The following is a 22781-nucleotide window of genomic DNA, read 5'->3' as shown; positions in this document are numbered from 1 at the left end:
ATTTACCGGACCTCATCCCCATCCTCGCAAACATTCAGCCGTGGCAATGTGCCGATCCGCGCGACCAGTTCGGACTGGCGGCTGCAATCCAGCTTCACATAGATATTCTTGATCTGCGTCCGCACCGTGTTGAGCGTCACGCCCCGCTCCTGCGACAATTCCTCCAGCCCCTGTCCCGCGCAAAGCGCCTGCGCCACTTCCGCCTCCGCACGAGTCAGGCCGTAAAGCGCGCGAATGCGATCAGTGAGGCTCGCATCCCGTTCATCCGGGTCCGTGGCGATGGCGACAATCTGCCGCTCGACACCGACCCGCACCGACGCGATCGACAAGATATAGGGAAAGCCCCGTTCGCGATGGATGAAGATCGCGCTTCCCTGTCCGCCCTGTCGCACGGAAGCCGCTCGCAGCGCCGTCTGCAAGGCTTCGTCGTCGCGAGGGTCGCGCGCCTTCACCTGTCGCTGTCGCAGCAGCAGCGCATCGCCCCGGCGCAACAGGGCATCCGCCCCGCGATTGCAGTCGATCAGCCTGCCGTCGGGACGCAGCGTGAAAACCGCATGGCCCAGCATGTCGAGCGTCGCCTGCAACGACCGGCCATGATGCTGGGCGCGATCAAGCTTGCTGCGGATCGCGAACATACGGCCGATATGGCCGATGCTCTCCTGCAGCACCCGCTCCTCCGGCACGCCGAATGGCTTTTGCGTGCGACCGCGATGCAGGCCGATATGCCCGGTGACGCCGTCCTTGCGGATCACGCCGGCGAGGCAGCGGAAAGTATCGTCGCCCATCGATCTGATCCACTCATTATAGATCCGGCTGTTCTCATAGGTCCGATAGGGCACGAACGCCTCGACATTCCAGACGCGATTGACATTGCCGGCCCGCTCCATCGCCGCGCTCCAAATGTCGTCGTCCTGAAACTCCTCGTCATAGACGGCCATTTGCGTGGGAGAGAAATAGCCCGAATAGGAAATCTCGACGGCATGATTGGGTGCAAGGCCCCAATGCAGCACCCCGGACCGGGCGCCGACCGCATCGGCCAGCGTCGATGCCAGCCGATCGAAGGCATCGTCATCGGTTGCCGCGTCATAAATATCTTCCGTGCGGATCATGGCGCCGCCCCTATCTCCCGTCCCCCAACAGGTTTCGATCGGGTCTGATTACACGGGCTGCCTCATACCGCATTGCACAAATCAGACATCACCCCGTTCAATTCGCCGCAAAACCGGATAAAGCCGATTCCGTGATCGCCCGGCCTGCCCTTTTTCCCGCTCTGTCGATCTGGCTGCCGGTGGTGGCATTGTCCGCCATCACTTTGCTGATCCAGGGCGCCACGCTGATGTCGCTGGGCGTGTTCCTGCCCGCCATGGCAGCGGATTTCGGCGGCCCGGTGGGAAACGCGGCCACGGCTTTCCTGCTGGCGATGAGCATCATCGCCTGGCCGGTCGGCGGGGCGCTGGATCGCCTTGGCCCGCGACCGGTGCTGTTTTGCGGGATCGCGCTCAGCGCCGCCGGCCTTGCCGTCGCGTCGCTGGCACAGGATCGTATCGCGCTGGCGGCGGCGATGGCGGTGACGGGCGCTGGCGTCGGCGCATCGACCATCGTGCCCGGCATCGCGATCATCACCCGGCGTCATGTGGAGCAGCGCGGGCTGGCGCTGGCCATATTCCTGGGCGCGGCTGTCGCGGCGGGCGCGGTCGTGCCGCCGCTGGTCGGGGCCGCCATGACCGATGGGGGCTGGCGCGCGGCGATGCGGCTTTGTGCGCTGACCATGGCACTCGCCTGCCCGCCCCTGCTGCTGGCGGTGCCGGGAGGGCGAATTGCCAAGGCTCCGGCGGTTAGCGGCAACGGCGTGGTCGCTGGCCTGCGCAGCGCAAATTTCCGCCGGATCGTCATGGCGACGACGATGCTGCAACTGGCGATCAACGGCGTGCTGTTCGCCGCAGTGGACGGACTGATGGCGCAGGGGCTGCCGCAGGCCGGGGCCGTCGCCGCCTACAGCCTTGCCAATTTGCTGGGCCTCCCCGCTCTGCTGTTCGGCGGCATGTTGGCCGACCGGATCGGGGCGCAACCGGCGCTGATCGGAACGGCAATGCTGCTGGCGGTCGGCACGCTCACGCTGCTCGGAGTGCGCGCCATGGGGATCAGCGGGGTTACGGCCTTCGTCCTGATCTGGGGCATCGCCAGCGCGTTGCCGGGTCAGTCGGGATCGATGCTGCTGGCCGATGTCGTGGAGCCGGACGCCTTTTCCCGGCTGCTGGGCATCAACACCGCGATCATCAGCCTGATGGGGGCGCTGGCGCCGCTATGGACCGATCAGATGCGGTTCGCGAGCGGCGGCTATGCCCTGCCGGTGCTGGTCTATGCGGCGCTGGCGCTGGCGGCGGCGCCCCTTGTCGCGCTGATCCGCCCGTCAGAGCGTGAGACCGGCTGACAGGCCGATCGTCCGCGGGCGCTGCGCCCTTTCGCGCAGCGGCGCTCCCGTGACCGGCACCAGTTCCGCATTGCGAAAGAGGATCGCGCGGCTGTCGAGCAGATTGTCGGCAAAGGCCGAAAGCCGCCAGCCGTCCCGCCCCACGCCAAGGCGGATCTGCACGGCATCATTCCCCGCGCCCGCATAGACGCGCGGATCATAGACGATCGAATGGACCGAAGGCGCACGCCGATAACGGCCCGCATGCTGCCATTCGGACCGCACGAAACCCTCCAGCCTCCCCGGCAGGGCGAAGGCATAGCGTGCCGCCAGCGTCCCCGACCAGCGCGGCACATAGGGCACGCGATCCCCCGCCGCGACGATAGCTCCCGATCCGTCCGGTCCAATGGCGCGCCGGAAACGCGCGTCGACGAAACCCAGCGACAGGGCGATCGTCAGCGGCGGCACCGGCCTTGCCTGCACCGCCAGTTCCACCCCCTGGTTCCGCGCAGCGCCCAGATTGTCGATATAGGAGAAACCGCAATTGGGCAGCGTGATCGATTGCTGAATCTGCTGCCAATCGATGCGAAAAGCGGCCAGCGACATGGTGACGCGCCGCCCGCCCGCCTTCACGCCCGCCTCATAGCTCCAGAGCGAGTCCGAACCATAGCTGTCCGGCGCCCTGCTGCGGCCCAGTGCCGACAGATCGGCATTGCATTGATCCGCCGGCACCGCGCCATTGGTGCCGCCGCCGCGGAACCCCTTGCCCGCGCTCAGATAGACGAGGCGCCCTTCGCCGGGCCGCCAGGACAGGCTGGCATAGGGGGTGACGGGCACATCCTTCTGATGGCGGGGACCGATGGCGTTGCTGCCGCCTGCGAATGGCCCTTCGGACATCAACCGGAAGGAGAGCGGCGCATAGGAAACACGCAGCCCCGCCGTCACCTCCCAGCGCGGCGCGAAAGCCCAGTCCAGCTGGCCGAAGGCCGCCAGCGTGCGCTCGCGGATCGTCTGGCGGCTATGATAGCTTATTCCGCCCGGCAGCAAGGGCAGTCCGAAAATATCCGCGATGCCAAGGCCAAGCTGCTCCCTCGCGAGCGTCTCTATGCCCGGCTCCACCACATGCTGTTCCATGACGATGCGTGAAAGACCGTAGAAGCCACCAATCAGCCAGCGAAAGGGTGCATCGCCGTCATGGGACGCAATGCGGATTTCCTGCGTGAAACTACGCTGATGGACGGTGGTGCGGCTGAAGCTGCTGCCCGGCGTGCGAATGCCCGGCACCGCGCCACCCAGCACGATCTCACCGAAAAAACCCGAATAGTCGACGATCTGCCAATTGTCCCTTTCGAGCCAGGCCGTCGCGCTGGTCAGCGTCGCGCTGCCCAGATCGAACCGCATGGTCAGGCTGGGCAGCAGGAAGCGGTCCCTTCCGGGCTGGCGCAGGCTGGCCGACTGGCGGAACGGGCCAAGGTCGCTTTCGTAAAAGGGCAGGTCCGCACGCTCGGTCCTCTGGTAGAAAAGCGCTGGCGTGAGTTCCAGCTTCTCACCCACCGCGGCCGTAGCCGCACCGCGCAAAGCAGCGGTCGTGACATGGTCGATATCGTCCGCCCCCGGCGCGCCGGTAGCCGGGTCGACATGATCGATCAGCCCTGCATCGCGGCGATAATAGCCGCTGATGCGGGCGCCCAGTCGGTCCGGCACGATGGCGGTGCCCAAGGCGCCCTGGATTTCGCGGGTCAGGCCACCACCCCTGACCGCCGCCAGCTCGCCGCTGATCGCCGCGTTCATGCCCTCCAGTTCCGGCTGACGGGTCACATAGCGGATCGTGCCGCCCATGCTGTTGGCCCCGAACAGTGTGCCCTGCGGACCGCGCAGCACCTCCACCCGATCAAGGTCGAAGGTTCGCAGGTCCGGATTGCCCGCCACCTCTAGCGATCGGATCTGAACCGGGACATCGTCGACATAGAGGCCGATGGTGGATGCGCCGATATTCGAATAGACACCCCGAATGGCGGGCTGCTGCGCGCCGAAGATGCCCACAGTGGGCACGGTGAGATTGGGGACGGCGCGGGCAATGTCCTGCAAATCATCCGCGTCCCGGTCCGCCAGGTCCCCCGCGTCGAGCCGGACGATGCTGATCGGCACCCTGTCCTCCGCCTCCGCCACGCGGCGGGCGGTGACGATCAGCGCTGGTTCCCCGGCATGGGCTGGAACGGCAGCCGCGACCGCCAGTCCGGTGAGCGCCGCGCCGGAAAACCACGCGCCTTCCTTCATGCCATCAGCACTGGAAGAGATTGAAAGGCGAAAGAATCATGCCATCTCTCTACAGCAACGGCGCCTTACGGCAATCAAAGTGGATCAGGCCCCCTGCCCCCTTCACAAACACTGGCGACGGTCCTATATGGGTCATTCAAATCCGGTCCACGCATCGCCTTCGGGTGAGGCAGGGGCCGTCCCCCGGATCGCTCGGGGATCGGTTTCGTTTAGCGCTCGAAACCGGCGGAATGGGGCGAAAACGGCGGGTTACAAACGCTGACAGTGCGGATCGGACAGTCCCGGCCCGCACTTTTTTGCGTGGCAGCCAAGGGGCGAATCACCCCGGAAGCGATCATGCAAAGGCTGAATTTTCGCTGCGATGCGAAAAAATTCGACGAACTACAGGCAGGATACGCAATGGCGACCAAAGCTCTCCCCCCGATCAGCAATACCGGCGCGAAGAAGCGCATAAGGAAGGTATTCGGCGACATCCACGAAGTGGTGCAGATGCCGAACCTGATCGAGGTCCAGCGGGAGAGCTATGAGCAGTTCCTGCGTTCCGATCCGAAGATCGGCTATGTGTCGGGCCTGGAAAAGACCCTGCGTTCGGTCTTCCCGATCCGCGACTTCGCCGGCACCGCCGAGATGGACTTCGTCCATTACGAGCTGGAAGACCCCAAGTACGACGTCGAGGAATGCCGTCAGCGCGGCATCACCTATGCAGCGCCGATGCGCGTCACGCTGCGCCTGATCGTGTTCGAGGTCGATCAGGACACCGAAACCCGCTCCGTGCTCGATATCAAGGAGCAGGACGTGTACATGGGCGACATGCCGCTCATGACGCAGAACGGCACCTTCATCGTCAACGGCACCGAACGCGTCATCGTGTCGCAGATGCACCGTTCGCCGGGCGTCCTGTTCGACCATGACCGTGGCAAGACGCACTCGTCGGGCAAATATCTCTTCGCCGCCCGCGTCATCCCCTATCGCGGTTCGTGGCTGGACTTCGAATTCGACGCCAAGGACATCGTCAACGTCCGTATCGACCGCAAGCGCAAGCTGCCGGTCACGGCGCTGCTCTATGCGCTGGGTCTGACGCCCGAGGACATGCTCGGCTATTTCTACAACAAGGTCACCTTCGTTCGCGGCGAAGGCGGCTGGCAGATTCCCTTCACCGCCGAAGCCTGGCGCGGCCAGAAGCCGGCCTTCGACATTGTCGACGCCAAGTCGGGCGAAGTCGTCTTCGCCGCCGGTCACAAGATTTCGCCCCGCGCCGCCAACAAGGCGGAGAAGGACGGGCTCGAAACGCTGCTGATCCCGACCGAGGAAGTCTATGGTCGCTACAGCGCCTATGACTTGATCAACGAGAGCACGGGCGAAATCTACATCGAGGCCGGTGACGAAGTCAGCCCCGAGAACCTTGAAAAGCTGGACAAGGCGGGCATCGACCGCCTTGAGCTGCTCGACATCGACCATGTCACCACCGGTCCGTGGATCCGCAACACGCTGAAGGCCGACAAGGCCGAGGAACGCGATCAGGCGCTGGCCGACATCTACCGCGTGATGCGCCCCGGCGAACCGCCGACGAAGGAAACCGCCGAAGCGCTGTTCGCTGGCCTCTTCTTCGATCCGGAGCGCTATGACCTCTCGGCCGTGGGCCGCGTGAAGCTCAACATGCGCCTCGACCTTGATGCCGAGGACACCGTCACCACCCTGCGCGTCGAGGACATCCTTGCCGTGGTCAAGGAACTGGTGAACCTGAAGGACGGCAAGGGCGAGATTGACGATATCGACAATCTCGGCAACCGCCGCGTCCGCTCGGTGGGCGAACTGCTGGAGAACCAGTATCGCGTCGGCCTTCTCCGCATGGAGCGCGCCGTCAAGGAACGCATGTCGAGCGTCGACGTGTCGACGGTGATGCCGAACGACCTCATCAACGCCAAGCCCGCCGTGGCCGCCGTTCGCGAGTTCTTCGGCTCCTCGCAGCTCTCGCAGTTCATGGACCAGACCAACCCGCTGTCGGAAGTCACCCACAAGCGCCGCGTCTCGGCCCTTGGGCCGGGCGGTCTGACCCGTGAGCGCGCAGGCTTCGAAGTCCGCGACGTTCACCCGACCCATTATGGCCGTATCTGCCCGATCGAAACGCCGGAAGGCCCGAACATCGGTCTGATCAACAGCCTCGCGACCTTCAGCCGCGTGAACAAATATGGCTTCATCGAGACGCCCTACCGCAAGGTGATCGACGGCAAGGTGACGAACGAAGTCGTCTATCTGTCGGCGATGGAAGAAGCCAAGCACACCATCGCGCAGGCCAACGCCGAAGTGACCGATGAGGGCTCGCTGGCCGAAGACCTGATCTCGGCGCGTGAAGCGGGCGAATTCCTGATGGCGCCCAAGGACCACATCACCCTGATGGACGTCAGCCCCAAGCAGCTGGTGTCGGTTGCGGCCTCGCTCATCCCGTTCCTGGAAAATGACGACGCCAACCGCGCGCTCATGGGATCGAACATGCAGCGTCAGGCGGTGCCGCTGGTCCGTGCCGAGGCGCCGTTCGTCGGCACCGGCATGGAAGGCACCGTGGCGCGTGACTCCGGTGCTGCCATCGCGGCGCGTCGTGCGGGCATCATCGATCAGGTCGACGCGACCCGTATCGTGATCCGCGCCACCGGCGATATCGAACCCGGCCAGTCGGGCGTCGACATCTACACGCTGCAGAAGTTCCAGCGTTCGAACCAGGACACCTGCATCAACCAGCGTCCGCTGGTGAAGGTGGGCGACCTGATCGAAGCCGGCGACGTCATCGCCGACGGCCCGTCGACCGAGTTTGGCGAGCTGGCGCTGGGCCGCAACACGCTGGTCGCGTTCATGCCCTGGAATGGCTACAACTACGAAGACTCCATCCTGATCTCCGAGCGGATCGTGAAGGATGACGTCTTCACCTCGATCCATATCGAGGAGTTCGAGGTCATGGCCCGCGACACCAAGCTGGGGCCGGAAGACATCACCCGCGACATCCCGAACGTCGGTGAGGAGGCGCTGCGCAACCTCGACGAGGCGGGCATCGTCTATATCGGCGCCGAAGTGGAGCCGGGCGATATCCTGGTCGGCAAGATCACCCCCAAGGGTGAATCGCCGATGACCCCGGAAGAAAAGCTGCTCCGCGCGATCTTCGGTGAAAAGGCGAGCGACGTGCGCGACACCTCGCTGCGTTTGCCGCCGGGCGTTGCCGGGACCGTCGTGGAAGTGCGCGTCTTCAACCGCCACGGCATCGACAAGGACGAGCGCGCCATGGCGATCGAGCGGGAGGAAATCGACCGTCTCGCCAAGGACCGCGAGGACGAACGCGCCATCCTCAACCGCGCGACCTTCAACCGCTTGCAGGAAATGCTGCTCGGCCAGACGGCGGCTGCGGCTCCCAAGGGCGTCAAGAAGGGCGTCGAGATCGACGAGGCCCTGCTGGCCGAAGTCGAGCGTCATGAATGGTGGAAGTTCGCCGTCGCGGACGACACCCGTCAGGCCGGTATCGAAGCCGTCAAGGCGCAGTATGACGAAGCGGTGAAGCTGATCGTCGAGAAATTCGAGGACCGCGTCGACAAGCTGCAGCGCGGCGACGAGTTGCCCCCGGGCGTACTCAAGATGGTCAAGGTCTTCGTCGCGGTGAAGCGCAAGCTGCAGCCGGGCGACAAGATGGCCGGCCGTCACGGGAACAAGGGTGTCATCTCGCGCATCCTGCCGATCGAGGACATGCCGTTCCTCGAAGACGGCACCCATGTCGACATCGTGCTGAACCCGTTGGGCGTGCCATCGCGCATGAACGTCGGGCAGATCTTCGAAACGCACCTCGGCTGGGCCGCCCGTGGCCTTGGCCAGCAGCTCAAGCATGCGCTGGAGGACTGGCGCGAAGCCAATCCGAACGCGCCGGCTGGCGAGATGCCGGATGCGGTCAAGGCCCGTCTGCTCGAAACCTATGGCCCGCAATATGCCGACCAGATCGAAGGCCGCACGGCCGAGCAGATCGTCGATCTTGCCGAGCATCTCCAGCGCGGCGTGCCGATGGCGACCCCGGTGTTCGACGGCGCCCGCGAAGCCGACGTGTCGGCGATGCTGGAGTTGGCGGGTCTGCATTCGTCGGGTCAGTCGGACCTGTACGATGGCCGCACCGGCGACCGTTTCGACCGCAAGGTGACTGTCGGCATCATCTACATGCTGAAGCTGCACCACTTGGTCGACGACAAGATCCACGCACGCTCCATCGGCCCCTACTCGCTCGTCACCCAGCAGCCGCTGGGCGGTAAGGCGCAGTTCGGTGGCCAGCGCTTCGGTGAAATGGAGGTGTGGGCGCTTCAGGCTTACGGCGCCGCCTACACGCTGCAGGAAATGCTGACGGTGAAGTCGGACGACGTGGTCGGCCGTACCAAGGTCTACGAAGCGATCGTCAAGGGCGACGACACGTTCGAGGCCGGCATCCCCGAAAGCTTCAACGTGCTGGTCAAGGAAATGCGCTCGCTGGGCCTCAATGTCGAACTCGCCGCGATGGACGAGGTCGAGGACGACGACGGCTTCGCGCAGGCGGCGGAATAAGGTTGCCGGGCGCTGCTCACAGCGGCGCCCCTCCCCTTCCTTCGCCCCAGAAAATACACCCTCTAGAGGGACTTGAGATATGAACGAACTGACCAATTTCGCCAATCCGATCCAGAAGCCGGAAACCTTCGACCAGATCCAGATCGGCCTTGCCTCGCCCGAGCGCATCCGGTCGTGGTCCTTCGGCGAGATCAAAAAGCCGGAAACCATTAACTACCGCACGTTCAAGCCCGAGCGTGACGGTCTGTTCTGCGCCCGCATCTTCGGTCCGATCAAGGACTATGAGTGCCTGTGCGGCAAGTATAAGCGCATGAAGTATAAGGGCATCGTCTGCGAAAAATGCGGTGTCGAAGTCACGGTATCGAAGGTCCGCCGCGAGCGGATGGGCCATATCGAACTGGCCGCGCCGGTCGCGCACATCTGGTTCCTGAAGTCGCTGCCTTCGCGCATCGGCCTGCTGCTCGACATGCAGCTCAAGCAGCTTGAGCGCGTCCTCTATTTCGAGTCCTACATCGTCACCGAGCCGGGCCTGACCCCGCTGGAGAAGTATCAGCTCCTCAACGAAGACGAGCTGCTCGACGCGCAGGACGAATATGGCGAGGACGCCTTCTCGGCCGGCATCGGCGCCGAAGCCGTCAAGCAGATGCTGATGGACCTCGACCTTGAGGGCGAGAAGCAGGCGCTGCTGGACGAGCTGGCCGTCACCAAGTCGGAACTGAAGCCCAAGAAGATCATCAAGCGGCTCAAGGTCGTCGAGAGCTTCCTGGAATCGGGCAACCGCCCCGAATGGATGATCCTCGACGTGGTTCCTGTGATTCCGCCGGAACTGCGCCCGCTGGTTCCGCTGGACGGCGGCCGTTTCGCGACCTCGGACCTGAACGACCTCTATCGTCGCGTCATCAACCGTAACAACCGCCTGAAGCGGCTGATGGAACTGCGCGCGCCGGACATCATCGTCCGCAACGAAAAGCGCATGTTGCAGGAAGCCGTCGACGCCCTGTTCGACAACGGCCGCCGCGGCCGCGTCATCACCGGCGCCAACAAGCGTCCGCTCAAGTCGCTGTCCGACATGCTCAAGGGCAAGCAGGGCCGCTTCCGTCAGAACCTGCTCGGCAAGCGCGTCGACTATTCGGGCCGTTCGGTCATCGTGACCGGCCCGGAACTCAAGCTGCACCAGTGCGGCCTGCCCAAGAAGATGGCGCTCGAACTGTTCAAGCCGTTCATCTACGCCCGCCTCGACGCCAAGGGTCTGTCCATGACCCTGAAGCAGGCCAAGAAGTGGGTCGAGAAGGAGCGCAAGGAAGTCTGGGACATCCTCGACGAGGTGATCCGCGAGCATCCGGTCATGCTGAACCGCGCGCCGACGCTCCACCGCCTCGGCATTCAGGCGTTCGAACCCGTGCTGATCGAAGGCAAGGCGATCCAGCTTCACCCGCTCGTCTGCTCGGCCTTCAACGCCGACTTCGACGGTGACCAGATGGCCGTCCACGTGCCGCTCTCGCTGGAAGCCCAGCTGGAAGCGCGCGTGCTGATGATGTCGACCAACAACATCCTCTCGCCCGCGAACGGCAAGCCGATCATCGTCCCCTCGCAGGACATGGTATTGGGTATCTATTACCTGTCCATGGAACGGCAGGGCGAGCCGGGCGAAGGCATGCTGCTGGCCGACATGCAGGAGGTCCATCAGGCCCTCTATGCCAAGGCCGTCACCCTGCACTCGAAGATCATCAGCCGCGTGCCGCAGACCGACGAAAACGGTCAGCAGTATATGAAGCGCTTCGAGACCACGCCGGGCCGCATGCTTTTGGGCGAATGCCTGCCCAAGAGCCACAAGGTACCCTTCGATGTCGTCAACCGCCTTCTCACCAAGAAGGAAATCGGGGACGTCATCGATCAGGTCTATCGTCACACCGGCCAGAAGGACACGGTGCTGTTCGCTGACGCCATCATGGCGCTGGGCTTCCGCCACGCGTTCCAGGCCGGCATCAGCTTCGGCAAGGACGACATGGTGATCCCGGATTCGAAGACCGCGATGGTCGACGAAACCAAGGCGCTGGTGGCTGACTATGAGCAGCAGTATCAGGACGGTCTGATCACCCAGCAGGAAAAGTACAACAAGGTCATCGACGCCTGGTCGCGTTGCGGCGATCAGGTCGCGAACGCCATGATGGACGAGATCAAGGCCATGCCGGTCGATCCGGAAACCGGCCGCCAGAAGCAGATCAACTCGATCTACATGATGGCGCACTCCGGTGCCCGTGGTTCGCAGGCCCAGATGAAGCAGCTCGCCGGGATGCGCGGCCTGATGGCCAAGCCGAGCGGCGAGATCATCGAAACGCCGATCATCTCGAACTTCAAGGAAGGCCTGACCGTCCTTGAATATTTCAACTCGACCCACGGCGCCCGTAAGGGTCTGGCCGACACCGCGCTCAAGACGGCGAACTCGGGTTATCTGACCCGCCGTCTGGTCGACGTGTCGCAGGACTGCACCATCGTCGAGGAAGATTGCGGCACCGAAAAGGCGCTGGAGATGAAGGCCATCGTTCAGGGTGGTTCGGTCATCGCCTCGCTCGGCGAGCGCATCCTGGGCCGCACCACGGCGCAGGACATCGTCGACAGCAAGGATGGCAGCATCGTCATCCCGATCGGCACCCTGCTGGACGAAGCGATGATCGCCCAGATCGAAGCCATCGGCACGCAGGCCGTGAAGATCCGCAGCCCGCTGATCTGCGAAAGCCGGATGGGCGTGTGCGGCAAGTGCTACGGCCGTGACCTCGCCCGTGGTACGCCGGTCAATATCGGTGAAGCGGTCGGCGTCATCGCGGCGCAGTCCATCGGCGAACCGGGCACGCAGCTGACCATGCGGACCTTCCACATCGGCGGCGCGGCGAACTTCAACGAAACGTCGAACCTGGAATCGATGGCGGACGGCACGATCGAACTGCGCGACATGCCGACCATCACCGACAAGAATGGTCGTCGCCTGTCGCTCGCCCGCAACGGCGAGATCGCGATCATCGACAGCGAAGGCCGTGAGCGCGAGACGCACCGCCTGCCTTACGGCGCCACCATCCTGTTCGCGGATGGCGATGCCGTGAAGAAGGGCGACCGCTTCGCTGAGTGGGACCCGTTCACCATGCCGGTGATCACGGAAAAGCCGGGTATCGTGAAATATGTCGACCTGATCGACAACAAGACGCTGACCGAACAGACCGACGAAGCCACCGGCATCGCGCAGCGCGTGGTGATCGAACATCGTGGTGCCGCCCGCACCAAGGAGGATCTCCGTCCGCGCCTCACCCTGCTCGACGACAATTCGGGCGAAGCCGCACGCTATATGCTGGCGGTGGGGGCTACCCTGTCGGTCGATGATGGTGCGCAGGTGCAGGCCGGTGACGTGCTGGCGCGTGTCAGCCGTGAAGCGGCCAAGACCCGTGACATCACCGGCGGTCTGCCGCGCGTCGCCGAACTGTTCGAAGCCCGCAAGCCCAAGGACAATGCGATCATTGCCAAGGTGTCGGGCCGCGTCCAGTTCCTCAAGGATTATAAGGCGAAGCGCAAGATCGCCATCAATCCCGAGGATGGCGGCGAGCCGGTCGAATATCTGATCCCCAAGAGCAAGGTGATCGACGTTCAGGAAGGCGACTATGTGAAGCGCGGCGACAACCTGATCGGTGGTTCGCCCGACCCGCATGACATTCTGGAAGTGCTCGGCATCGAGCCGCTGGCCGAATATCTGGTCGCGGAAATCCAGGAAGTCTATCGCTTGCAGGGCGTGAAGATCAACGACAAGCACATCGAGACGATCGTTCGTCAGATGCTGCAAAAGGTCGAGATCATCGAGTCCGGCGACACCACGCTGCTGGTGGGCGAGCAGGTCGACCGCGAGGAAATGGACGAGATCAACGCCAAGCTCCAGCCGGGCTTCGCGCCTGCTGCGGGCAAGCCGGTGCTGCTCGGCATCACCAAGGCCTCGCTCCAGACGCGTTCGTTCATCTCGGCGGCGTCCTTCCAGGAAACCACCCGCGTCCTCACGGAAGCGGCGGTCCAGGGCAAGAAGGACACGCTGGTGGGCCTGAAGGAAAACGTCATCGTCGGCCGCCTCATCCCGGCGGGCACCGGCGCGGGCATGAACCGCATGCGCGTTGCCGCCTCGTCGCGTGACGCGGCGATGCGGGCCGCGCTGCGCGCCTCCAGCCAGGTCGACCTGATCGCACCCAAGACGGCCGCGCAGGAGCATGCCGCCGAACTGCGCCAGGGTCCGGAAGCCGCCATTGGCGACGATCCGCTGGGCACCGTCCAGGGTGAGGATTTCACCACCGAGGACATGGAATAAGCGCTTTGAAAAAGGGGATACCGCTTCCTATCTAGGGGAGCGGTTCCCAACCTTCATGGCCCATGGGGGTCATGTGAAGAGCCCGCCGGAAGCGACAGCTTGTTCCGGCGGGCTTTCTTTTTGGACGACGCACCGGCGACCGGGAAATTGTGCCAAAAGCCTGTCGCAAAGTCTCTTGACCAATCCCGAATCCCCGCCTATTTGCGCGTCTCCGGTGAGCCATTGGCCTGCCACTGATGCCCGATCCTCTAATGGTAAGAGAGCGGACTCTGACTCCGTCAATCAAGGTTCGAATCCTTGTCGGGCATCCAGACTTTTCCAAAGAAAATCAGTCATGCAGCAGATCGGGCAACGCACCGCTCTGATTGCCTGTAATTGCGTGCAATTCCCGCCATGTTCCAGGAACTCCATGGCCCATGGATGGCAAAAGAGACGGCCCCGGCACATGCCGGAGCCGCTCAGACAGGCCGCGATCAGGCGATCCTGTCGTCGCGCGGAAGCTGGAAGGACGCAAGGGCGGATGGACGCAATCCACCGCTCATCGATCGTCCTTCCAGACTCCGCGACGCGAAACGCCCCCAAGGGGGGAGGGAGGCAGCGTTCAGCGCGCCGCGATCAGGACTGGCTGCTCCCCAGTCGCCTGCGCCAGGACCCGCGCATGATGATCCGCACGCAGCTGGTTCATCATATCGTCCCTCTGCCAGGCATCGTTGGCGACGACGATCCAGGCCTCGAACTTGGAATCATTGGCGATCCCCTGCGGCAGCGGGGTCAGCCTGCCCATGGTCCTGACCGCCTTCACCGATATCCGGTCGATGGAGCGCGATGTAGAGGGCTGGGCAAGGGCGATGGCCTGTGGCCGCCCCGCACCATCCAGCCGGAACAGGACCCGGCTATAGCCGATGGCACTGCGATCCGGGTCGGAATTGGCCGCCCGGCGGATGCTGCTGGTCAACCGGGTCTCGGTCCGGTTCGACCATTTCTTGTAAGTGACTTCCTGTTCGGGTGACGCGACCACAGTCAACTGGTCCCCCGTTTGTCTGGCACTGACCCCTGTTGAAAACAGCAGGGATGAGCAAAGCGCCACGATCAAGGGCTTGGCTTGCATGGAGGCCTCCTCTGCATGGTTCTGGGTATTCATTGATGTGCGGCTGCGGCGGCATCTGGCCGGTCGAAAAGCGGCGCGAAGCTATATATTACAAAGACGCTTTATTGAGTAATGAATATAGGCCAATGATCTCATCAGCATATCGATAATTTCAAAAGGCCGTTCATCTCCGCATTCCATCGCTCTCTTCCGACCCTATCGGAATAGCGGCGGGCAAGCCGTTTTTCTGGATCGATTTTACCGGATCGACGCAAATATGGCCGTCAGGGCGACTCGATTTCCCGCCCGTCAGCCTGCCATGATGCCAAGGCCCACCGCTTCGGCCACCTTGATGCCGTCGATCGCGGCGGAGAGGATTCCCCCCGCATAGCCCGCCCCCTCGCCCGCCGGATACAGGCCCGCGACATTGAGGCTCTGATAATCCTTGCCGCGTGTGATGCGGATGGGGGAAGAGGTGCGCGTTTCCACCCCCGTCATTACCGCATCGGGGTGGTCGTAATTGGCGATCTGCCGCCCGAAAACCGGGATCGCCTCGCGAAACGCCTCCAGCACAAAGTCGGGGAGGCAGCGTGACAGGTCGGTCATGGCGACCCCCGGCTTGTAGGACGGAATGACCTGACCCAATTCGGTCGAAGGCCGCCCGGCGAGGAAATCCCCCACTGTCTGGCCCGGCGCATGATAGGATTCCCCGCCCGCGACAAAGGCCATGGACTCCCAATGGCGCTGCAATTCGATCCCCGCCAGCGGCCCACCCGGATAGTCGCGCTCCGGGTCGATACCGACGACAAGGCCCGAATTGGCGTTGAATTCGGCCCGCGAATATTGGCTCATGCCATTGGTGACGACGCGCCCCTCTTCGGAAGTCGCCGCCACGACCCGCCCGCCCGGACACATGCAGAAGCTGTAGACCGTGCGACCGTTGCCGCAATGATGGGCGAGGCTGTAGGCCGCCGCGCCCAGCAGCGGATGCCCCGCGCAATTGCCGTAGCGCGCCCGGTCGATCCAGCTTTGCGGATGTTCGATCCGCACGCCGATGGAAAAGGGCTTCGCCCCGATATGCACGCCCTTCGCGTGGAGCATCTCAAAGGTCGGGCGGGCGCTGTGGCCCACCGCCAGGACGACATGATCCGCCTCGATGAAGCTACCGTCCGCCAGATGCAGGCCGCGCAGCCGCCGCGTGCCGTCGCCCTGCCGCTCCAGTTCCAGTTCATCGACGCGATGCTGCCAGCGATATTCGCCGCCCAGCGCCTCGATCTGGCGGCGCATCGATTCCACCATCGAAACGAGGCGGAACGTGCCGATATGCGGATGCGCCTCGGTCAATATGTCGTCGGGCGCGCCCGCCGCGACAAATTCCTCCAGCACCTTGCGGCCCAGAAAACGCGGGTCCTTCACCCGGCAATAAAGCTTGCCGTCGGAGAAGGTGCCCGCCCCGCCCTCCCCGAACTGCACATTGCTGTCGGGATTGAGTTCGGCGCGGCGCCACAGGCCCCAGGTATCCTTGGTTCGTTCCCGCACCACCTTGCCCCGGTCGAGGATGATCGGACGGAACCCCATTTGCGCGAGGATCAACCCCGCGAACAGCCCGCATGGCCCTGCCCCGATGACGACGGGTCGCTTGCCTGACCAGCCCGCAGGCGCTCTTGCCACGAATTTATAGTCGGTATCCGGGCGCGGCCGGACATCATGGTCCTTCGCGAACCGCTCCAGCACCCCGGCTTCGTCCGTCACCTCGACATCGACGGTATAGACGAGCTGGATCGCATTCTTGCGCCGCGCATCATTGCCGCGACGTACCACGACATGGCTGAGCAGCTCCTGCGGCGCGAGGCCAAGGCGCTCGCAAATGGCGACGGGCATCGCCTCGGCGGGGTGGTCGAGGGGCAGTTTCAATCCGGAAAGGCGCAACATCCGCCTGCCCCTAGACCTAAAGCCGAGTCGGCTCCAGCCCCGTCACGCCTTCCGCAGGCGGACCATCCCCCATTCGCCCAGCAGCGCCGCCATCATGCTGAGGCCGGTGAGCGGGAAGACCAGCCCCAGCAGCAGCATCAATGCGGCCACATTACGCCGGGCCGCCGGGGTAGCAGCAGGCGGTTCGGCCAATCGGCCTTCCGGCCGCCGCTTCCACCACAAAACCGGCGCCGTCACGCACAGCAACAGCAGACAAAAGCATCCTGCCAGCATCAACAGCCGGTTCGGTTCGCCATATTCCTGCCCCTGATGGGTGGCGACGCCCCATTCGACCGCCTTGGCGCCCGCACCGAATATGCGCCAGTCGATATCCTGCTCGACCGCGCCGGACCCGGCGTCGATGGTAAGAGCGCGGGCATCCTCCGCCTTCACCACCAGCGTGGACAGCAGCCAGGGCGCTCCTGCGGACGCCGGGAAGCTGATCATATAGCCGCCCGTCAGCCCGCGCTGCGCCGCGATCCGCGCCACCGCATCGACATCCACGCCACCCGCGCCGCCCGACACCGCGCCACTCTCGCGCAATGTCCAGGGCAGCGTTTCCTTCACCGGCGCGCTCCAGGGAATCGCCCCCATTTTCGGCCGCCCCATATCCTTCGCCGCGATCACCGCGCGCAACCCGCCGCCCCACACCTCCGTCCAAGGCATGCCCGTGACGGCCAGAAACAGGATCACCCCCGCCGCCAGAAAGCCGACCGTGCCATGCAGATCGCGCCAGAAGAGTCGCCCTCCGGGCCGCCCGCGCAGCGCCAGCGCCCGGTTCCCCCGGCGCGGCCAGCGCAGATAAAGGCCCGTCACGCACAGCAGGATCGCCCAGCCCGCCACCACCTCGACCAGCCGGTTGCCGACGGGGCCGGTCAGGATCAGGCTGTGCAGGTCCTTGACGGTCTTCATGACGCCGCCATTGGCCATGCTGCCCAATATGCGCCCGTCATGCGGATCGACGAACCATGTCGTCCGCCCGACCGTCAGCCGCCAGCTTTCGTCGGTGCTGGCCGGGCGCTGGAGCTGGCTCACGGTCCCGCCGCTCTCCTTCTCCACCGCCGCGACCAGCCGGGAAGGCGGCAGCGCCTTTCCGCTCGTCCCCAGCACAATCCGGTCATGATAGACCGCACGCTCAATCTCCGGCTTGTAGAGATAGAGCGCGCCCGTCACCGCCATCAGCGCCAGCACCGGCAGGACGATCAGCCCCGCATAGAAATGCCAGCGCCACATCGCCCGATAGAAAGCGCCGTTTTCCATGGTCAGAACCGCGCCCTGACGCCGCCGTAAACGGCGCGGCGCTCTATGGGATAGAAGATCGCCTGCGACGCGGGCGTCAGCTTCGAATAATCCACGACCGCGCTGATGTCGCCGATCGCCCGCTTGCCGGTCAGGTTGCGGGCATCAACGAACAGCGTGATCCCCGATTTCACTTCCGCCTGCGCGCCGAGGTTCAGCGTCGCATAATCGCCCACCCGCTTGCTGTTGGCATAATCGACCCATGCCCCCTGCGGCAGCCATTCGATGGCGGGCGAGATACTGAGCTTCTCTGTCCCCAGCTTCAGCTCCGCCCGATAGAAATGGCGTGGCACCACCGGCAGGCGGTTGTTCCCGAACTGCGCATCGTTGCGGAAACGGAAGTCGCTATATTGATAGACCTGCCGCAGCGCCGCCCATGGGGTCAAAGTCAGGTCCAGCCCCGCTTCCACCCCCTGATGCCGCGTGCGGTCCGCATTGAAGGTGGCTGCGGGAATAGCACTGTTACCCGCGCCATATTGCAGCATCTCGCCGCGAAGATCGGCACGATAGATGCTGACATCCCAATGCGCGATGCCCAGCGTGCCACGCGTGCCGATCTCCGCTGTCCACGCCTTTTGCGGCTTGAGAGGCACAAAGCCGACGGCCAGGCTGTCGAACTGGGTCTGCCCCAGCTCGATAAAGCCCGGCAATTCCACCGACCGGCTATAGTTCGCATAGAATTGCACCGACTTCGCTGGCTCGAACAGCAGCCCGAATTTCGGTGCGAAGGCATCGAACGACACATCCCCGCTCCGCGCCGGAGCGAAGCGGTTGTCCAGCCGCCGCTCGCCATGAGTGTAGATGCCGCCCGCGATCAGCCACAGCCCCGCAACCGGCGCGATCCGCGCCTCGCCATAGCTGTTGATCGTCTGCGCCCGCGCCTTCTGGTAGGAGGTCGGCGCCCCTGCCTTGCCGTTCACATTGACGAACTGGCGGAAATCGCCCTTGCCGAAACGCGCCTGCGTACCCAGCGTCAATTCGACCGGCATACCGGCCCAATTCCCGGCCAGATCAAGGCTGGCGAAGACCCCGCGATCTTCCGATTTCTGGTCGACAACCTGATAGATGGGATGGTTCAGCGCCTTGGCATTATAATAGACGCCAAAGGCCAGTTCCCCGCCGTCCAGTGCCACCGTGGTCCGGTTCTGCAAGCGGATCGAATCGATATTGCGCGCCTGATCGCCGGCGAAATTGCCCTTGGCCGGATGGTTGAGCGCATCGTCCTCATTGAGTGCGCCCGACAGTTTCTGCCGGATCGTCTCCGCGCTGGCGTAGAAGCGCGTCTCCACCCGGTCGCTCAGTTTCAGGCCGACATTGCCGTTGAAACGCAGCGCCCTACGCCGCCCATGGTCGCGGTCCCCGTCGGAGCGGTCCGCGGTGATCGCGGCCCAGGCATCGCCATGTTCATCCGCATAACCATAGGCCGCCTTGGCCCGCAGCGTGTCGAAAGATCCGCCATCGACCCGCATTTCCACCCCCGGCGCGGTCCGTCCAGTCGGCGTCACCGCATTGATCGCTCCGCCGAGCGTCGACCCGCCCAGCCGCAGCGCATTGCCGCCGCGATAAACCTCCAGATGCTGGAAGACCTGCGGGTCCAGTTCCTGAAAATCGCCGTTGTCATCGGCCATGTTGATCGGAATGCCATCCTGCAACAGCGTCAGCCCGCGCATATGATAGCCGCGCGACAGACCCGATCCCCGGATGGAAATCCGCACCTCCTGCCCGAAGCGCGGTTGGGTATAGACGCCGGGCGAAAAGCTCAGCGCATCGCGCAGCGACACAGCCAGCCTGTCTTCGAAATCCTCGGCCGGCACGACATCGACGCCGCCGGGCGCGCGGACGACTTTCGCCGCCGCCGCCTCGACAACGGGACTGGCGGTGACGATGATTCGGCTCTGATCGCCCCCCTCATCAGCCAGAGCGGGGATAGAGAGCGAGCAGGCCAGCGCACACAGCGAAACGCCGCGTGAAACGGAAAGGACGGACATGAAACAAATACCTTACTGAAAAAGCACGAAAAACGGTGAATTTCAGAAGGTGGCGGGCGGTCCAGAAGAAGGCGGCGGCGGCGCGGCCAACCGGGCGATCCACCCGGTCTTGAGGGCAAAGGCAATCGGGCCGAAGCCAAGCTGCCACGCCGGTAGCGGCAGGTCAGCCAATGCCAGCGGCGGCACCAGCGGTTGCACCGACGCGGCAAAGGGGCAATGCTGCTGCCCCGGCGCGCTGTCATCGGAGCGGTGGTGCTTGCCGGGCGCCTGCCCACGATCGACCACAACATTGACCGCGCCCTGCCCCGTGCAAAGCGTCACCACGACGCCCCGATCGGTACGCACCGGCATGAAGCCGGAAGGTGCGACAAGCTGAATCGCCAGCACAAGCAGAGCCAGCGCGGCCAACAGGCCCTTCGCGCTCTCCGACTGTCTGACTGCCCCCATCATGCCCCAAGCCCTAGCGGCGACAAGCTGCCCTGTCACTAGGACAAAGGGACATACTAACCTTGACGTAAACGTAAAGCATCGCTACACCACCCGTCATGGACCAACGCACCAGCATCGCCGGTATCGAACTGCCCGATCATCGCGACCGGCAGACCTATACCATCACCGACCTGTCCGAAGAGTTCGGCGTCACCGCCCGCGCCCTGCGCTTTTACGAGGATGAGGGGTTGATCGCGCCGGAACGGCAGGGTCTGGCCCGCATCTATTCCCGCCGCGACCGCGCCCGCCTCGCCTGGATATTGCGCGGCAAGCGGGTCGGCTTCAGCCTGTCCGACATTCGCGAGATGATCGACCTCTACGATGCCGATGAAGGGCATGAGGAACAGCGCCGCGTCACCGTCGAAAAATGCCGGGCACGCATCGACCTTCTGACCCGCCAGAAGGACGATATCGACGCCGCCATCGCCGAACTGGCGCAGTTCGTGTCCGTGCTCGACAAATAATTCCCCCCGCAGAACATAATCCCCCCGGAGAAGATCATGCCCAGCTACACCGCTCCCGTTCGCGACACCCGCTTCGTGCTTGACCATGTCGTGGGGCTGGACCGCTACGCCAACCTGCCCGGCTTCGAAAATGCGACCGCCGATCTGGTCGAGGCGATCCTGACCGAAGGCGGCAAGATCGCCGGCGAAGTCCTGTTCCCGCTGAACGCCGTGGGCGACAAGGAAGGCTGCACCCGCCATCCCGACGGCAGCGTCACCACCCCCACCGGCTTCAAGGCCGCCTATGACGCCTATGTCGAAGGCGGCTGGACGACACTGCACGCGCCGGTCGAATATGGCGGTCAGGGCCTGCCCAGCGTCGTTGCGACGGCGGTCAGCGAATATGTGCTTTCGGCCAATCACAGTTTCGAAATGTACCATGGCCTGACCCATGGCGCGGTTGAAGCCTTGATTGCCAAGGGCAGCGAAGAGCAGAAGCAGACCTACCTTCCCAATATGGTATCGGGCCAGTGGACCGGCACGATGAACCTGACGGAGCCGCATTGCGGCACCGATCTTGGCCTCATCAAGACCAAGGCCGTGCCCGGACCGGACGGCAGCTATACGATCAGCGGAACCAAGATCTTCATTTCGGCGGGCGAGCACGACCTGACCGAGAACATCATCCACCTCGTCCTGGCCAAGACCCCCGACGCGCCGGAAGGCAGCAAGGGCATCTCCCTCTTCGTCGTGCCCAAATTCCTGGTGAAGGAAGACGGTTCGCTGGGCGCCCGCAATGCGGTGTCCTGCGGCTCGCTGGAACATAAGATGGGCATCCACGGCAACGCCACCTGCGTCATGAACTATGACGGCGCGACCGGCTGGCTGGTGGGCGAGGAGAATAAGGGCCTCGCCGCCATGTTCATCATGATGAACGCGGCGCGGCTGGGCGTCGGCCTTCAGGGTCTGGGGCAGGCCGAAATCGCCTATCAGAACGCCGCTGCCTACGCCCATGAACGCCGTCAGGGACGCGCGCTGACCGGCCCGGCGGAGCCGCAGGAAAAGGCCGACACCCTCTTCGTCCATCCCGACGTCCGCCGCATGTTGATGGAGGCCAAGACGCTGACCGAAGGGCTGCGCGCGCTGATGCTCTGGGGCGCGCTTCAGGTCGACCTCGCTCACCATGCTGCGACTGAGGAGGAACGGCAGGCGGCCGACGATCTGGTGCAACTGCTGACCCCGGTGATCAAGGGCTATGGCACGGACAAGGGCTTCGACGTCACGGTGACGGCGCAGCAGGTGTTCGGCGGCCATGGCTACATCTGGGAAAATGGCGTCGAACAATATGTCCGCGACGCCCGCATCACCCAGATTTACGAAGGCACGAACGGCGTGCAGGCGATGGATCTGGTGGGCCGCAAGCTGCCTCAAAATGGCGGCCGCGCGCTTCAGGCCTTTCTGAAGATCATCGCCACCGAAGTGGCCGAGGCCAAGGGTGACGAGAAACTGGCAAGCTTTGCCGAGGCATTGGAAAAGGCCAGCGGCCAACTCGGCGCGGCGACCATGTGGCTGATGCAGAATGCGATGAAGAACCCGAATCATGCGGGGGCCGGCGCGCATCATTATATGCACATCCTGGGCATCGTCGCGACCGGCCTGATGTGGTTGCGCATGGCCAAGGCCGCCGCCGCCCTGCTCGCGGCGGGCGAAGGCGATGCCCGGTTCCTGGAAGCCAAGCTGGTGACGGCGCGCTTCTTCGCGGAACGCATCATGCCCGACGCAGGCTCGCTCCGCCGCAAGATCGAAGGCGGCGCCGACAGCCTGATGGCGCTCGACCCGGACATGTTCCTGGCAGCCTGAGGCGCTATCCGATGCAGGACGCCCCGTTCGGCCATCCGCCGACCGGGGCGCTCCCCCC

The 22781-nt window shown here is 64.2% G+C and carries 12 protein-coding genes and 1 tRNA gene; 6 read left to right on the top strand and 7 right to left on the bottom strand.

What is annotated here, in order from left to right:
• Positions 1-2: 2 nt before the first annotated feature.
• On the bottom strand, positions 3-1109 hold the full coding sequence (locus HUK73_RS00240) for a helix-turn-helix transcriptional regulator (RefSeq protein ID WP_176590106.1): 1107 nt from the start codon (positions 1107-1109) through the stop codon (positions 3-5).
• A 131-nt stretch (positions 1110-1240) separates the two neighbouring features.
• On the opposite strand from HUK73_RS00240, the gene HUK73_RS00235 reads away from it, so the two are divergent.
• The gene (locus HUK73_RS00235; RefSeq protein WP_369805411.1) at positions 1241-2431 is read left to right on the top strand and encodes an MFS transporter; all 1191 of its coding nucleotides are present in this window, start codon (positions 1241-1243) and stop codon (positions 2429-2431) included.
• Here the strand turns inward: HUK73_RS00235 and HUK73_RS00230 are convergent.
• Positions 2411-4687: a TonB-dependent receptor gene (locus HUK73_RS00230; RefSeq protein ID WP_176590104.1), complete on the bottom strand. Its 2277-nt coding sequence runs from the start codon at positions 4685-4687 to the stop codon at positions 2411-2413. The two genes, HUK73_RS00235 and HUK73_RS00230, sit on opposite strands and share 21 nt — an antisense overlap.
• A gap of 399 nt (positions 4688-5086) precedes the next feature.
• On the opposite strand from HUK73_RS00230, the gene rpoB reads away from it, so the two are divergent.
• The 3 genes from rpoB (at position 5087) to HUK73_RS00215 (ending at position 13897) form a co-directional block, all read left to right on the top strand.
• Entirely contained in the window at positions 5087-9250 is a 4164-nt protein-coding gene (gene rpoB / locus HUK73_RS00225) for a DNA-directed RNA polymerase subunit beta (RefSeq protein WP_176590103.1), read from the top strand.
• Positions 9251-9329: 79 nt separating this feature from the next.
• Positions 9330-13586, top strand: coding sequence for a DNA-directed RNA polymerase subunit beta' (gene rpoC, locus HUK73_RS00220; protein WP_176590102.1), 4257 nt, complete (start codon positions 9330-9332; stop codon positions 13584-13586).
• A 237-nt stretch (positions 13587-13823) separates the two neighbouring features.
• A tRNA-Gln gene (locus HUK73_RS00215) sits at positions 13824-13897 on the top strand.
• Between the two features lie 290 nt (positions 13898-14187).
• Here HUK73_RS00215 and HUK73_RS00210 read toward each other — a convergent pair.
• The 5 genes from HUK73_RS00210 to HUK73_RS00190 all read right to left on the bottom strand — a co-directional run bounded on the left by HUK73_RS00210 (position 14188) and on the right by HUK73_RS00190 (position 20381).
• Positions 14188-14694 (bottom strand): energy transducer TonB, encoded by a 507-nt coding sequence (locus HUK73_RS00210; RefSeq protein WP_176590101.1) that lies wholly within the window; start codon positions 14692-14694, stop codon positions 14188-14190.
• Between the two features lie 288 nt (positions 14695-14982).
• Positions 14983-16605, bottom strand: coding sequence for an NAD(P)/FAD-dependent oxidoreductase (locus HUK73_RS00205; RefSeq protein WP_176590100.1), 1623 nt, complete (start codon positions 16603-16605; stop codon positions 14983-14985).
• A 42-nt stretch (positions 16606-16647) separates the two neighbouring features.
• A complete protein-coding gene (locus HUK73_RS00200; protein WP_176590099.1) occupies positions 16648-17904 on the bottom strand; it encodes a PepSY domain-containing protein in 1257 nt (418 codons plus the stop codon).
• Between the two features lie 2 nt (positions 17905-17906).
• Entirely contained in the window at positions 17907-19931 is a 2025-nt protein-coding gene (locus HUK73_RS00195; RefSeq protein WP_176590098.1) for a TonB-dependent receptor, read from the bottom strand.
• Positions 19932-19973: 42 nt separating this feature from the next.
• Entirely contained in the window at positions 19974-20381 is a 408-nt protein-coding gene (locus HUK73_RS00190) for a DUF2946 family protein (RefSeq protein ID WP_176590097.1), read from the bottom strand.
• Positions 20382-20476: 95 nt separating this feature from the next.
• Between HUK73_RS00190 and HUK73_RS00185 the strand changes: the two genes are divergently transcribed.
• Together HUK73_RS00185 and HUK73_RS00180 are read left to right on the top strand one after the other, a co-directional pair.
• On the top strand, positions 20477-20884 hold the full coding sequence (locus tag HUK73_RS00185; RefSeq protein ID WP_176590096.1) for a MerR family DNA-binding transcriptional regulator: 408 nt from the start codon (positions 20477-20479) through the stop codon (positions 20882-20884).
• Between the two features lie 36 nt (positions 20885-20920).
• Positions 20921-22723, top strand: coding sequence for an acyl-CoA dehydrogenase C-terminal domain-containing protein (locus tag HUK73_RS00180; RefSeq protein ID WP_176590095.1), 1803 nt, complete (start codon positions 20921-20923; stop codon positions 22721-22723).
• Positions 22724-22781 lie beyond the last annotated feature (58 nt).

This window comes from Sphingobium sp. EM0848 (assembly GCF_013375555.1).
Taxonomy (GTDB): domain Bacteria; phylum Pseudomonadota; class Alphaproteobacteria; order Sphingomonadales; family Sphingomonadaceae; genus Sphingobium.
Note: the sequence above shows the minus strand (reverse complement) of the source record. Positions and strands in the feature narration are given on the sequence as shown.